This window comes from Stenotrophomonas sp. G4 (assembly GCF_003428825.1).
GTDB lineage: Bacteria > Pseudomonadota > Gammaproteobacteria > Xanthomonadales > Xanthomonadaceae > Stenotrophomonas > Stenotrophomonas indicatrix.
The window spans coordinates 3,550,012-3,564,178 of the sequence record NZ_CP031741.1 but is presented as its reverse complement, the minus strand read 5'-3'; the positions used below and the strand labels follow the sequence as shown (position 1 = coordinate 3,564,178).

The 14,167-nt window shown below is 66.1% G+C and carries 11 protein-coding genes; 8 read left to right on the top strand and 3 right to left on the bottom strand.

Translation table 11 applies throughout. The annotated features are described in order from the left end of the window. Nucleotides 1–12 precede the first annotated feature (12 nt). Nucleotides 13–927, bottom strand: a complete 915-nt coding sequence (locus tag D0Y85_RS16365; RefSeq protein WP_117310880.1) for an IS110 family transposase — start codon at nucleotides 925–927, stop codon at nucleotides 13–15. A 723-nt stretch (nucleotides 928–1,650) separates the two neighbouring features. Here D0Y85_RS16365 and D0Y85_RS16360 point away from each other — a divergent pair. The 5 genes from D0Y85_RS16360 (at nucleotide 1,651) to D0Y85_RS16340 (ending at nucleotide 7,586) form a co-directional block, all read left to right on the top strand. Next, entirely contained in the window at nucleotides 1,651–2,826 is a 1,176-nt protein-coding gene (locus D0Y85_RS16360) for a phosphoglycerate kinase (protein WP_117311275.1), read from the top strand. Further along, nucleotides 2,823–3,491 (top strand): HAD hydrolase-like protein, encoded by a 669-nt coding sequence (locus D0Y85_RS16355; protein ID WP_240329265.1) that lies wholly within the window; start codon nucleotides 2,823–2,825, stop codon nucleotides 3,489–3,491. Before D0Y85_RS16360 ends, D0Y85_RS16355 begins: the two co-directional genes overlap by 4 nt. Before the next feature lie 180 nt (nucleotides 3,492–3,671). Next, nucleotides 3,672–5,138 (top strand): pyruvate kinase, encoded by a 1,467-nt coding sequence (pyk, locus tag D0Y85_RS16350; RefSeq protein WP_117311273.1) that lies wholly within the window; start codon nucleotides 3,672–3,674, stop codon nucleotides 5,136–5,138. Nucleotides 5,139–5,332: 194 nt separating this feature from the next. Continuing rightward, nucleotides 5,333–6,337 carry a class I fructose-bisphosphate aldolase gene (locus D0Y85_RS16345; protein WP_117311272.1) on the top strand — a complete coding sequence of 335 codons (1,005 nt, stop codon included), beginning with the start codon at nucleotides 5,333–5,335 and terminating at the stop codon, nucleotides 6,335–6,337. A gap of 136 nt (nucleotides 6,338–6,473) precedes the next feature. After that, on the top strand, nucleotides 6,474–7,586 hold the full coding sequence (locus D0Y85_RS16340; RefSeq protein WP_117311271.1) for an ABC transporter substrate-binding protein: 1,113 nt from the start codon (nucleotides 6,474–6,476) through the stop codon (nucleotides 7,584–7,586). Between the two features lie 73 nt (nucleotides 7,587–7,659). Here the strand turns inward: D0Y85_RS16340 and D0Y85_RS16335 are convergent, their stop codons facing one another. Next, nucleotides 7,660–8,256, bottom strand: coding sequence for an O-acetyl-ADP-ribose deacetylase (locus tag D0Y85_RS16335; RefSeq protein WP_117311270.1), 597 nt, complete (start codon nucleotides 8,254–8,256; stop codon nucleotides 7,660–7,662). A gap of 322 nt (nucleotides 8,257–8,578) precedes the next feature. Continuing rightward, complete coding sequence (cysK, locus tag D0Y85_RS16330) at nucleotides 8,579–9,538, bottom strand: cysteine synthase A (protein WP_117311269.1); 960 nt, start codon at nucleotides 9,536–9,538, stop codon at nucleotides 8,579–8,581. Nucleotides 9,539–9,746: 208 nt separating this feature from the next. Between cysK and D0Y85_RS16325 the strand changes: the two genes are divergently transcribed. From D0Y85_RS16325 to D0Y85_RS16315, 3 genes are all read left to right on the top strand, one after another. After that, a complete protein-coding gene (locus D0Y85_RS16325) occupies nucleotides 9,747–10,730 on the top strand; it encodes a LysR family transcriptional regulator (protein ID WP_117311268.1) in 984 nt (327 codons plus the stop codon). Nucleotides 10,731–11,407: 677 nt separating this feature from the next. After that, on the top strand, nucleotides 11,408–11,776 hold the full coding sequence (locus D0Y85_RS16320; RefSeq protein ID WP_117311964.1) for a DUF2946 family protein: 369 nt from the start codon (nucleotides 11,408–11,410) through the stop codon (nucleotides 11,774–11,776). A gap of 72 nt (nucleotides 11,777–11,848) precedes the next feature. Next, nucleotides 11,849–13,912, top strand: a complete 2,064-nt coding sequence (locus D0Y85_RS16315; RefSeq protein ID WP_117311267.1) for a TonB-dependent copper receptor — start codon at nucleotides 11,849–11,851, stop codon at nucleotides 13,910–13,912. Nucleotides 13,913–14,167 lie beyond the last annotated feature (255 nt).

Here is a 14,167-nt window from a genome sequence, read left to right as displayed (position 1 = left end):
CCTCTGGTGCGCTCAGGCGGGGATCGATCCGCCTTGAGCGTCACGCATACGGGCGTTGAGAATCACCAGCATCTTCCGCATCACCGCCACGATGGCCACTTTGCCTTCCTTGCCCCGCGCTCGCAGCGACTGGTAAAAGTCCCGCAGGCGAGGTTCATGCCGCATGGCCGACATGCTGGCCATGTAGAGCACCTGACGGATCTCAGCCCTGCCGCCATGGATGCTTCGTTTGCCACGCATGGTCCCGCTGTCATGGGACATCGGTGCCACACCGACCAGGCTGGCCACGGCCTTGCCACTGATCTTGCCCAGCTCGGGAAGATAGCTGGCCAACACGGCCTGCAGGCCCGGGCCAACACCTTTCATCGACTTCAGGACAGCCAGTTGAGGCTGCTTGGAAACCTGTTCGGAAATCCGCTTTCCCAAACGTTCCACCGTTCTCTGCAAGCAAGTGATGTTGGCCTGAAGCAGTCGGCGTAATTCACGATTACCCACCATTTCCTGCTGCTGCCGCGCGACGGTCAGCGCGTGCATCGCCTGTCGGCGTGCCCGCACGAAGTCACGCATTTCCCGCTGCCAAGGCTCCAGTGGCTGATAGGAACGCAGCTTCACCAGCGCGGCCATCTTGGCCAAGGCATAGGCATCCAAGCGGTCGGTCTTGGCCATGTGGCCAAGCCCCTGGGCCAGTTTCCGCGCCCGCAGGGCATTGGCACGGACCACCGGATGACCAGCGTTGTGCAGGAAGTCCAGCACAGGCTGTTCGTAGCCACCAGTGGCCTCCAGCACGATCTGGACGGCCGGATGCCCTTGCAGCCAGAGGTCCAATTCAGCAAAGCCGGAGCGGCTATTGCTGACCTGCAGGGTCTTTCCGTCTGTCGTGCCAACGTCCAGCTGGCGCTTGCTGACATCAATCCCGATCCCGTTCATCACCGGACTCCGTATAGTCTGGAAGGGTCGAGAGCTCCCCGCTTGCCCAGTCTTATCACTGCGAGTGTCAGCTCCAGCAACTGTTCGGGCGGATCAAGGGAGATTCCGGCGTGGGCGCCAAGCTACATGGCGATCGTTGAGATCCAGGCTTACACGGCGGCCCACGCCGGCTCTCGACACCTACGGTGCCAGATTCCAATCAGATAAGGCTTGGCAGCCGCATCCATGCGGCTGACACCCCTGCCCAGCCCACCCGCCCGGCCTCTGACAATTTCCGTGTGCGTCCACCCACGGAAGAGAAAAAAGAAGAGCAGGAGCCAAAGCGGGTCGCTTCGCTCGACGGCCGTCGGGGTCGGATCCGTTTTCCGCAGGAAAAACGGATCCGCCCCTTCTTTTCTTTCTTCATCCGACACCAGAAACCGCTTTTGCTTCCGCCGTCCGCTCCGCCTCATGAACGTGTCGGGGCCGGGGCGGCATGGGTTGGCAGGGGTGTCCGCGGCATGGATGCCGCGGCCAAGCCCCAAGGATGGGTTTACGGCGTCCCCTGCCAACCCATACCACCCGGCCCACCCACAGCACCACGAAGCGCCAGCGCTCTGGCCGTTGCCGTTGCCGTTGCTGTTGCACCTGCTGTTGGCCTCTGCCTGCCGCAGGCATCGGCACCCGATACAATGACCGTCTGCCGCACGCCGGCATCCCATCTCCAGAGCCAAAGAGTTGCCCATGTCCATCGTCCGCATGACCGACCTCGACCTCTCCGGCAAGCGCGTGCTGATCCGCCAGGATCTGAACGTGCCGATCGAGAATGGCCGCATCACCTCCGAACAGCGCATCACCGCTTCCCTGCCGACGCTCAAGCGCGCGCTGGAGCAGGGCGCGGCGGTGATGGTCACCTCGCACCTGGGCCGCCCCAAGGAGGGCGTGTGGAGCGAAGTCGATTCGCTGGCGCCGGTGGCCGAGCGCCTGTCGGTGCTGCTGGGCCGCGAAGTGCCGCTGGTGCGTGACTGGGTCGACGGCGTCGACGTGCAGCCGGGCCAGCTGGTGCTGCTGGAAAACTGCCGCATGAACGTTGGCGAGGGCAAGGACGATGAAGCCCTGTCGAAGAAATACGCTGCCCTCTGCGACGTGTTCGTGATGGATGCGTTCGGTACCGCGCACCGCGCGCAGGCGTCCACCCATGGCGTGATCCGTTTCGCCCCGGTCGCTGCCGGTGGCCCGCTGCTGATGGCCGAGCTGGATGCGCTGGCCAAGGCCCTCGATGCACCGGCCAAGCCGCTGCTGGCCATCGTCGCCGGCAGCAAGGTCAGCACCAAGCTGGAGCTGCTGGCCAACCTGGTCGGCAAGGTCGATCAGCTGATCGTTGGTGGCGGCATCGCCAACACCTTCATCGCGGCGGCCGGCTACAGGGTCGGCAAGTCGCTGTACGAGCCGGACCTGCTGGATACCGCCCGGAAGATCGTGGCCGACGCCAAGGCGCGGGGTGCGGACATCCCGCTGCCGGTGGACGTGGTCACCGCCAAGCAGTTCCTGCCCGACGCGGCTGCCGAAGTGAAGGCCGTCGGTGCGGTGGCCGAGGACGACCTGATCCTGGACATCGGCCCGCAGACGGCCGCGCAGTACGCACAGCTGATCGCCAAGGCCGGCACCGTGGTCTGGAACGGCCCGGTCGGCGTGTTCGAGTTCGAAGCCTTCAGCAAGGGCACCGAAGCGCTGGCCCGCGCCATCGCCAGCTCGCCGGCGTTCTCCATCGCCGGTGGTGGCGACACCCTGGCGGCGGTCGACAAGTTCGATATCGCCCAGCAGGTCAGCTACATCTCCACCGGCGGCGGCGCGTTCCTGGAATTCCTGGAAGGCAAGACCCTGCCGGCGGTGGCTGCCCTGGCCGCGCGCGGCGCATGAGCACTGGAACTGCGATGGACGGAGAGGAGCGTGCAACGCTCTTCTTCGACATGGACGGCACGCTGATCGATTCGGAAGTGGGCATCACCACCTGCATCGCCTACGCGCTGCAGAAGATGGACCACCCGGTGCCGCCGCAGGAAACGTTGCTGGGCTGGATCGGTCCGTCGCTGCGCACCACGTTCGCACCGTTGTTCGGTGAGCCCGAGCGCGTGGAGCAGGCCGTGGCCTTCTATCGCGAGCGTTTCGACGTAGAAGGCTGGCGCGAGCACACGATCTACCCGGACATCGAAGCGGTGGTACGCGCGCTGCACGCACGCGGCCATCGCCTTGCGGTGGTCACCGCCAAGAACGAGCCGCATGCCCGCCGCATCGTCGAGCATCTGCCGTTCGGTGGCCTGTTCGAGGACGTGATCGGTTCAACCCCGGATGGCTCGCGCAGCAGCAAGCCGCAGCTGGTGGGCGAGGCGCTTCATCGCCTGCAGCTGGCGCCGCAGCACTGCTGGATGATCGGCGACCGTCGCATGGACATCGAGGGCGCCCGTCACCACGGCCTGCGCAGTGTGGGCGTGCTGTGGGGCTTTGGTGGCGAGCAGGAGCTGACCCAGGCCGGTGCCGGGCAGCTGGCCCATGATCCGGCGCAGCTGCTGGCATTGCTGGCCTGAGTTTGACGATGCCGCGCGCCGGGCCTTGCCCGGCGGTGTTTCCGCTGCCATCGACCAGCGTATGTCCGGAACATGTCCGGGCGATGTCCCGCAGAGTCAGGCAGCACAAGGCTGTAACCGTATACATGGGACGTGAAGGATGTGCTAATTTCCGTCCTTTAACGGGAGAGGCCCATCCACATGTTCGAGCGTCAGCGTCGCACCAAGATCCTTGCCACCCTCGGTCCGGCTACCGATCCGCCGGGCGTGCTGGAGGATCTGTTCCGCGCCGGCGTCAACGTGGTGCGCCTCAACTTCAGCCACGGTGACCCGTCCGGCCAGGCCAAGCGTGCCGCCGATGTACGTGCCGCCGCGCAGCGGGTGGGCGTCGAAGTGGGCATCCTGGCGGACCTGCCGGGTCCGAAGATCCGCATCGAGCGCTTCGCCGAAGGCAAGGTGCAGCTCAAGGCCGGTGACCGCTTCGACCTGATCGCCAGCACCGATGCCGGCCCCGGCGATGCCACCCAGGTGGGCGTGAGCTACCTCGGCCTGCCGCAGGACGTGACCGCCGGTGACGTGCTGCTGCTCGACGATGGCCTGATGCAGCTGCAGGTGGTCGAAGTGCAGGGCGAGCGCATCATCAACACCGTGCTCAACGACGGTCCGTTGTCCGATCGCAAGGGCCTGAACAAGCAGGGCGGTGGCCTGTCGCTGGGCGCGCTGACCGAGCGCGACAAGGAACTGATCGGCATCGTCGCCAAGATCGGCGTGGATTTCATCGCCGTGTCGTTCTGCCGCAATGCGCAGGACATGAACGATGCGCGCGAGATCGCCGAATCGCACGGCTGCTACGCCGCGCTGGTGTCCAAGATCGAGCGCACCGAAGCCATCGAGAACCTGGAAGAGATCGTCGACGCCAGTGACGTGGTGATGGTGGCGCGTGGCGACCTCGGCGTGGAAATCGGCGATGCCGAACTGCCGGGCCTGCAGAAGAAGATCATCAAGGCCTCGCTGGCACAGAACAAGGTGGTGATCACCGCTACCCAGATGCTGCAGTCGATGGTCGAAAGCCCGATCCCGACCCGTGCCGAAGTGCTGGACGTGGCCAACTCGGTCATCGACGGTACCGATGCGGTGATGCTGTCGGCCGAAACCGCCGCCGGTGCGTATCCGGTCAAGGCGGTCGAAGCGATGGCGCGCATCTGCCTGGGCGCCGAGCGCCAGTTCCAGACCGAGACCGACTTCGGCGCTTCGCCGCGCAACCTGGAACGTGCCGACCAGGCCATTGCCATGGCCACCATGTTCCTGTCGCAGCACGTGGGCGTGCGTGCGATCGTGGCGATGACCGAATCCGGCGGCACCGCGCGCTACCTGTCGCGTTTCCGTGCCTCGGCACCGGTGTTCGCGGTCACCCGCCACGACGGCGCCCGCCGGCAGATGGCGCTGATGCGCGATGTGTTCCCGATCAACTTCGACAGCCGGGGCTTCACCCCGCGCGAAGCCGCACGCGGCAGCATCCGCCTGCTGGTGGAGGGCGGCATGCTGCAGGCCGGCGACCGTGTGGTGTTCACCAGCGGTGAGCACATGGAAACCCACGGCGCGACCAATACCCTGCGCCTGCTGGAAGTGGGCGAAGACGGCCGCGCCAGCGGTCTGGGCGACCTGTAAGAGGGGGGCATCGGGTCGGAGCCGCGGCGCGGATCCGACCCCGGGGTCAGATCCCTGAAGGGGCTCTGACCGCCAACGGCAGGACATTTCCTGTCCGGTGCGGACGTGGAATCGTTTCCATCCTGGCCTCCACGTCGGGGCAACGGATAGCGGGGCTATACTTACGTTTTTCCCGCACCCGCCACAGGAAGTACATGAGCATCGAACAGCTGGCTGAAACCGCCCAGGCCATGGTTGCCCCGGGCAAGGGCATCATCGCGATCGACGAATCCACCGGTACCATCGCCAAGCGCTTTGCCAGCGTCGGCATCGAGAACACCGAAGAGAACCGTCGCGCCTACCGCGAACTGCTGCTGACCACGCCGAAGCTCAACGAGCACATTTCCGGCGCCATCCTGTACGACGAGACCATCCGCCAGTCGACCAAGGACGGCGTGCCGTTCGCCAAGTACATGTCCGACCACGGCATGATCCCGGGCATCAAGGTGGACAAGGGTGCGCACCCGCTGGCCGGGTGCCCGGGCGAGCTGGTCACCGAGGGCCTGGACGGCCTGCGTGAGCGCCTGCAGGAGTACTACAAGCTGGGCGCGCGCTTTGCCAAGTGGCGTGCGGTCATCAACATCGGCGAGAGCATTCCGTCGGGCACCTGCATCGAGTCCAACGCGCATGCGCTGGCCCGCTATGCCGCGCTGTGCCAGGAATGCGGCCTGGTGCCGATGGTCGAGCCGGAAGTGATCATGGACGGCGAGCACGACATCGAGACCTGCTACGAAGTCACCGAAGCCACCCTGCGTTCGCTGTTCGACGCCCTGTACCAGCAGAACGTGCTGCTGGAAGGCACCATCCTGAAGGCTTCGATGGTCATCTCCGGCAAGGGCTGCGACGAGCAGGCCGATGTCGAGGAAGTGGCCGAGTCGACCGTGATGTGCCTGAAGAGCACCGTGCCGGCAATCCTGCCGGGCGTGGTGTTCCTGTCCGGTGGCCAGAGCGATGAGCAGTCCACCGCCCACCTCAACGCCATGAACCAGATGGGCAACCTGCCGTGGCCGCTGAGCTTCTCTTACGGGCGCGCCATGCAGCAGGCGGCACTGAAGCTGTGGGCCAAGGACATGAAGGGCAACTACGCCGCCGCGCAGAAGACCGTGTTCGAGCGGGCCAGGGAAAACGGCCAGGCCGCGCTGGGCAAGTGGAACGGCTGATCCGCAGGTTCTGCAGCATGAACTGAACAGGGCAGCGCCGGCATCATGCCGGCGTTTGCTTTTGCCGGTATCGTTGCCGCCTCCCGCACGCCAGGCCAGTGCGGGGGGCATACATGGAAGGCCAAGGAGAAAAAACATGCGTATCACCGCAATCACGCTGGCCGTGGCCACCGTGCTGGCTGTCGGCGGCTGCAACCGGATGGGTGGCAGCACGGACATGGGCAAGGCCCCCTCGCTGGAGTTCGACAAGCCGGTCTCCGGCGAAATCACCTCGCGCAGCGGCGTCAATTTCAACGATGGCAGCCACCATCAGCTGTACCAGCTGAAGCTGGAAGACAAGCAACTGGCCGGCATCACGTTGACCGGTGCGCTGCGCGGCTCGATCGCCGTGTTCAACAATGGCGTGCTGGTGGCCAGCAGCAACTCGGGCTACGAGCGCGGCAACGACGTCTCGCTGGCGTTCCGCGCCAACGGCACTGGCAGCTACCAGGTGGCCATCAATGCCGACGGCCCCTCCGCCTTTGGTCCGTACCGCCTGCGCGCCGAGAAACTGGTGCCGTATGACGGCAAGCCGATGGTGGCCGAAGGTGAGATCGCCGACCTGCTGGTCTCCAAGTCGCAGGATTACACCCTGCAGGTGGACAAGGCGGGCATGTACGAAATCCGCCTGGAATCGAAGGCGTTCGATACGGTGCTGAAGCTGGATGGCAACGGCGTCCAGTCGGAGAACGACGATGGCGGTGATGACACCAATTCGCGCATCGGCATGCCGCTGGAACCGGGCAAGTACACCCTGCGCGTGCGCAGCCTGGATGAAGACAGTACCGGCGCTTTCAAACTGACGGCCAAGCGCACCGAGCTGCCGGCCAACATTGTCATGCGTGATGGCACCTCCCTGCCGAACACCGGCAGTGTGTTCGCCATGCTCGATGGCGAAGGCCGCCGCCGCTTCCTGCTGAGCCTGCCGCGTGCGGCCGATGTGCGCCTGGACGCGATTTCCAGCCAGGTGGATACGGTACTGCGCGTGGTCGGTGGCGACGTGGAACTGGTCAATGACGATGGTGGCAACGGCACCAACGCACGCGTGGAAGAATCGCTGCCGGCCGGCCACTACACCGTGGACGTGTCCAGCCTGAGCGATGAAGCCGGCATGGTGGAAGTACGCGTGCAGATCGACGGCGCCGCTTCGGCCGCCGTTTCGGCTGCAGCGGCGGCAACCGCCGATGCTGCTGTTGAAGCGATGGACTGACGCCGCTGCAGCGGAGGCAAACGAAAAGGCCGGGCATTGCCCGGCCTTTTTTCCTTCCACACCCGGCGTTCTTTCAATGCGCCGGCACGAATCCGGTATCGCCCAGTGGCGGCAGCAGCGATCCGCGCCCACTGTCGGCAACCTGGCCTGCGGCTGTCAGCGCCTGCTGGTAGGCCTTGGCGGTCGCTGTGTTGAACGCTACCAGCACGATCCGCATCGGCTGTGCGTGGCTGCGCTGCCAGGCCAGTGTTTCGGTGACCGCAATCTGCGCCGCCTGGTACAGCGGATAGCCATACACGCCACAGCTGATGGCCGGGAACGCGATTGACTGCAGGTTCAGCGATTCGGCCAGCTGCAGCGACTTCCAGTAGCAGTTCGCCAGCAACGCCGGTTCGTCGCGCTGGCCGTCGTGCCAGACCGGGCCAACGGTGTGCAGTACATACCGTGCCGGAAGCGCATACGCATCGGTTGCGCGCACCTCACCAGTCGGGCAGCGTACACCGGGGCGCAGCTCCGGCAGACGCTCGCACTCGGCCAGCAGGCCAGGGCCCGCCGCACGATGGATGGCACCGTCGACACCGCCGCCGCCGAGCAGTGATTCATTGGCCGCGTTGACGATCGCATCCACCGCCAGGGCCGTGATGTCGCCCTGCCACACTTCGATCTTCATGCGTCCGTCTCCTGCCTGTAGTTGTTGCGCGCCGTGCCCACGCTGGCTGCACCCGCATCTTGCGGGACAGGGCATCGATGCTGCGTCATGACCGTCTCATGCACTGCGATCCGCGCTGTTCATGCACGATGGCCGGCGGCGCCTTCACGCAGGCTGAAGCGAGCGCCGCACGCGGGCAGAACGAAAGTTTTCGGGGTGAATCTCTTATGATTTCTGGGGGAAGCTGTCCGCTTCCGTCGGCAATACCCAGACAGGATCACCCAAATAGCAAACGCCCACCGCGAGGGTGGGCGTCATCCTGCTGTCATCGACAACGCGGCGATCAGGGCAGACCGGCCAACCAGTCGTCGTCCGAACCTTCATTGACGTCGGCGAACAGCGGCGTGGAGAAGTAGCGTTCACCGGTGTCCGGCAACATCGCCAGGATCACCGCGCCCGGTTCGGCGCGATCTGCCACGTCCAGTGCGCTGGCAACCGTGGCACCGGCGGAGATGCCGACGAAGATGCCTTCCTCCGCCGCCAGCCGGCGGGCGGTGGCGATCGCGCGGTCATCTTCCACCGTCACCAGCTCGTCCACCACATTGCGGTTGAGCACATCGGGTACGAAGTCCGGGGTCCAGCCCTGGATCTTGTGCGGCTTCCAGTCATCGCCCTTCAGCAAGGCGGCGCCGGCCGGCTCGGTGGCGATGACGCGGGTGTCCGGGCGGGCGACCTTCAGTACTTCGCCGACGCCGGTCAAGGTGCCGCCGGTTCCCCAGCCACTCACGAAGTAGTCCAGCCGCTTGCCGGCGAAATCACGCAGGATCTCCGCGGCGGTGGTGTTGCGGTGGTAGGCCGGGTTGGCCGGGTTGGCGAACTGGCTGGCCAGGAACCAACCGTGTTCCTCGGCCAGCTCGCGAGCCCTGCGCACCATGCCGCTGCCGCGCTCGGCGGCCGGGGTCAGGATGACCTTCGCGCCATAGGCCCGCATCAGCTTGCGGCGTTCCACCGAGAAGGTCTCGACCATGGTCGCCACGAACTTGTAGCCGCGTGCGGCCGCCACCATCGCCAGGGCGACGCCGGTGTTGCCCGAGGTGGCTTCGACGATGGTGTCGCCCGGCTTGAGCAGGCCACGCTGTTCGGCATCGAGGATGATCGCCAGCGCCAGGCGATCCTTCACCGAGCCCCCCGGATTGAAGGACTCGACCTTGGCGTACACGGTCACGCCCTGCGGCGCCAGTCGCTGCAGCTTGACGATGGGGGTGTTGCCGATGGTGTCGAGGATGGAGTCGTACAGGGCCATGGGAGCGCTCCAGGAACAGGCCGCGCCGGGCTCGGCGGGCGGAAAGGAAGTGGGCTGGCTGTTCAGGCCAGCGGCTGCCGGCTGACCGTAGCGCCGGCATATGACGCCCGGAAATGACCAGATACCTTTCTTAAACAACCTTTGGTTATAAGCTGGTGACGGCAATTGACCCTAGAGTGGACCTCCGCCCCCACATCGCCCGCCTGCCATGACGCTGACCCAGCTGCGCTACCTGGTTGCCATCGCCGACGCCGAGCTGAACATCACGCTCGCCGCCTCGCGCGTGCATGCCACGCAGCCTGGGCTGTCCAAGCAGCTCAAGCAGCTGGAGGACGAACTGGGCTTCCTGCTGTTCGTGCGCAAGGGGCGCAGCCTGGAGTCGGTCACCCCGGCTGGCACCGAAGTGATCAGCCGCGCCCGCGCGGTGCTGTCCGAGGCCAACAACATCCGCACCTACGCGGCCAACCAGCGTCGCGAGAGCCAGGGCCAGCTGATCCTGACCACCACCCACACCCAGGCGCGTTTCGTGCTGCCGCCGGCGGTGTCACGCATCAAGCAGGCCTATCCGCAGGTCAGCGTGCACCTGCAGCAGGCCGGTGAGGCCGATGCGCTGGATCGGCTGAACCAGGGCGATGCCGATATCGCGATCATCAGTACCGCCGGTAGCGAACCCGGCGATGGCATCGCCGTACCGCTGTTCCGCTGGCGGCGGCTGGTGGTGGTGCCCAAGGGCCATCCGCTGGACCGCGCCGGTCGCGCACCGGACCTGGCGGCATTGGCGCGACAGCCGTTGATCAGCTACGAATCCTCGACCCGGCCCAACTCCTCGTTGCAGCGCGCCTTTGCCGCGGAGCACCTGGTACCCGATCTGGCGCTGACGGCGCTGGATGCCGACCTGATCAAAACCTATGTGCGTACGGGTCTGGGGGTGGGGCTGCTGGCCGAGATGGCGATCAGCGCCAACGACGAGGATCTGCGGGTATGGCCAGCGCCGGCACCGATCACCGAGTGCGTCGCCTGGGCGGTGCTGCCGCGCGACCGGGTGCTGCGCGACTACGCGCTGGAGCTGGTGCATGTGCTGGCCCCGCAGATTGATCCGCGCGACCTGCGGCGGGTGCTGGATGGCAACCAGGCCGCGTCCTGGCCGGTGCCGCCGACCTGGGAATCGCTGACCCAGACCATCACGGTGTGAGGTTGGTCGTGCAGGGCTGCGCCCTGCACCTGCTACGACATTCAAGCAACGGCAACAGCAACGGCGACAGCGGGCATTCCGTGGGATGGCGGGGCGGTGTGGGTAGGCAGGACACGCCGTAAACCCATCCATGGGGGCTCGATGGCGCCATCCATGGCGCCAACGGTCCTGCCTACCCACTCCGCCCGCCTCTGACAGATTCCGGCGGCCGTTGGTAGGTGTCGACCTTGGTCGACACGGTAGATCCACGCCATGCGTGGATGAAATCTGTCAGATATCGAAATACATCTGGGGTCAGATCCGTTTCCTTCGGAAAGCGGATCTGACCCCAAGAGCCGTTCCAACAGACCGCAGGAATCTGTCGAAGGCGGGGTGGGTCCGGTTGCGGGGGCGTGAGCCGCATGGATGCGGCGACCGAGCTTACATGGACGTACTTGCAGCGGCCCCCGCAACCGGACCCACCCGCCTACCCACAGGAAGCCAGCTTTTGATGTTGCTTCGGCTCTTGCCGTGGACGTGGCCTCTGCGGGTGCAGGGCGCAGCCCTGCCGATAAACCCCCTCCTGCGACGGTTCGTCGCACGGTGCCTTCTGGAGGCACCTCTACACTAGCGCGGTGATCCGTACCGGCTGCCTGCGTCGAACCCTGCTCCAGCTCGCCTTCATCGCGACGCTGTTAATGGTGCTTGCGCCGCTGGTCAGCCGTGCGCTGCAGCAGCAGCCGACGGACCATGCGGCGATGGCGGGCATGGACCACGCGGCCATGGGCCATGACATGCACAACATGGCCATGGCCGGGCACGAAGACCATGCTGCTGCGCCAGCAGCCCCCAGCCCGCCCGCCGACCCCCACGCCATGCACGGGGAGGCCTGCGAGTACTGCGTGCTGGCCATGCGCCTGCTGCCGTGGCTGGCCGTGCTGGTGCTGCTGCTGCCCCTGCTTTGGCGGCCGAAGCCGGTGTTCCCTTGGTCGCAGCGGCGACTGCCGCTGCTGCATTGGCCGGCACATGCCGCGCGTGGCCCGCCGCTGATCTCCACCGTCCGCTGATTTCCCTATCGAATCCGCCGCACGAGGCCTGCAAGGGTGTCGTGCGCGCGTGCGTACCTTGGAGCTGATTCCATGAAAATGACCTTCCCCGCCGCGGGCGCCCGTGCGCGCCTGCCGTTTGCGCTTGGCGCGGCCCTGGCTGCCCCCTTCGCCCATGCCGCGCCCGCTGAAGATGCGCGGACACTGGATACGCTGGTGGTCACTGCCGCCGCTCCGTCCTCGCCATTGCACTGGGTGACCGATCCGCGCCTGCCGCGGCAGCCGGTACCGGCCAGCGATGGCGCCGATTACCTGAAGACCGTTCCCGGCTTCTCCGCCATCCGCAACGGCGGCACCAACGGCGACCCGGTGCTGCGCGGCATGTTCGGTTCGCGCCTGAACATCCTCAGCAACGATGGCAATCTGATTGGCGCGTGTCCCTCGCGCATGGACAACCCCCTGTCCTACATCTCGCCGGAGAGCTTTGACCGGCTGACCATCATCAAGGGCCCGCAGAGCGTGCGATGGGGCGCCGGTGCTTCTGCGGGCACCGTGCGTTTCGAGCGTGATACCCCGCGTTTCGATGCGCCCGGGCTGCGTGCCGATGCCAGTGCGCTGGTCGGCTCACGCAACCGCAACGACCAGGTGCTGGACCTGACCCTGGGCAATCCAACGGGCTATGTGCGTGCCAGCGGCAATCGCTCCGAAGCCGATGACTACAAGGACGGCAACGGTGATGTGGTTCCGTCGAAATGGCGCAAGTGGAATGGCGACGTAGCGGTGGGCTGGACGCCTGACGCCGATACCCTGCTGGAGGTCTCCGCCGGTGCCGGTGATGCGATCGCGCGCTACGCGGGGCGCGGCATGGATGGTGCCGCGTTCGAACGCACCAGTTACGCCGCACGCTTCGAGAAGCGCAATCTGCCCGGGGCGTGGGACACGCTGCAGGCGAACGTGTACTACAACGAAGCCGACCACGTGATGGACAACTACACGCTGCGCACGCCGAACCCACACAGCATGATGCCGATGCCGATGGCGTCGAACGTGGATCGCCGCACGCAGGGCGGGCGCATCAGCGCCGAATGGCGCTGGCAGGACGTGCAGCTGGTGGCCGGTGTCGACGGCGAAGACAGCCGGCATCGCGGCCGCATGGGCATGGGCCGCGATACCTACAAGCAGGCGGACTGGAACACCGACGCCGATTTCCGCCGCTACGGTGCATTCACCGAACTGACCCTCGGCGTGGACACCGGGCAGCGTTGGATCGGCGGGCTGCGCATCGATCGTGCCAGCGTGCGCGATGCGCGTGCCGACATCGGCGGCATGATGATGGCCATGCCCAATCCCACCGCCGGCCAGCGCCGCAGGGAATGGCTGGGCAGTGGTTTCCTGCGCTACGAACAGGACCTTGCCGACGGCCTGACCTGGTATGCCGGGCTGGGCCACAGCCAGCGCATGCCCGACTACTGGGAACTGTTCTCGCCCGATCATGGGCCGGCAGGTGCGGTGAACGCGTTCGCTGGCATCCAGCGTGAGCGCACCACCCAGCTCGACGTCGGCCTGCAATACAAGGGCCCGCGCGTGCAGGCCTGGGTCTCGGCGTATGCGGGTCAGATCCAGGACTACATCCTGTTCACCTATCGCGGCAGCGGCATGATGGGCATGAGCCAGGCTGACAATGTGCAGGCACGCATCGCCGGTGCCGAGGCCGGTCTGCAGCTGCAGCTGGACGAACAGTGGAAGTTGGGGGGCACGCTGGCCTACGCGTGGGGCGAGAACCGCGATCAGCATCGACCGTTGCCGCAGATGCCGCCGCTGGAAGCACGCTTGAGCGCTGACTGGGAAGGCCAGCGCTGGAGTGCCGGTGCGCTGCTGCGCGCGGTCACCCATCAGCATCGGGTCGCGGACGGGCAGGGCAACGTGGTCGCGCAGGACCTCGGGCCGAGCAGCGGCTTTGCCACGCTGGCGCTCAACGCGGCCTATCGCTTCAGTTCGCAGCTGCAGCTCAGCGCCGGTGTCGACAACCTGTTCGACCGTGCCTACAGCGAGCATCTGAACCTGGCCGGCAGCGCAGATTTCGGCTTCCCGGCTGATCCGGTGCGCATCAACGAGCCCGGCCGCAGCCTATGGATGAAGGTGAACTACCGGTACTGATCCGACGGGCATGGCCCGGCGCTACCGGTGCGCCGGGCCAACAAGGCCTGTGTCCAAAAGAAAACGGGGTCGGATCCCCGCCAGGTTCCGACCCCGCCCGGTGCCCTCGGCCGGGCCCCTCGACTGTACGACGGCATCGCCGGTCATGGCGCGCCGGGATACATCCCGACATACACCGACACCGTGATGCGCACCCCCTGCATGGAATGGGCACACGGCGCTATCGCAGCACCGCGTTCACGCCAGTAAACGCTT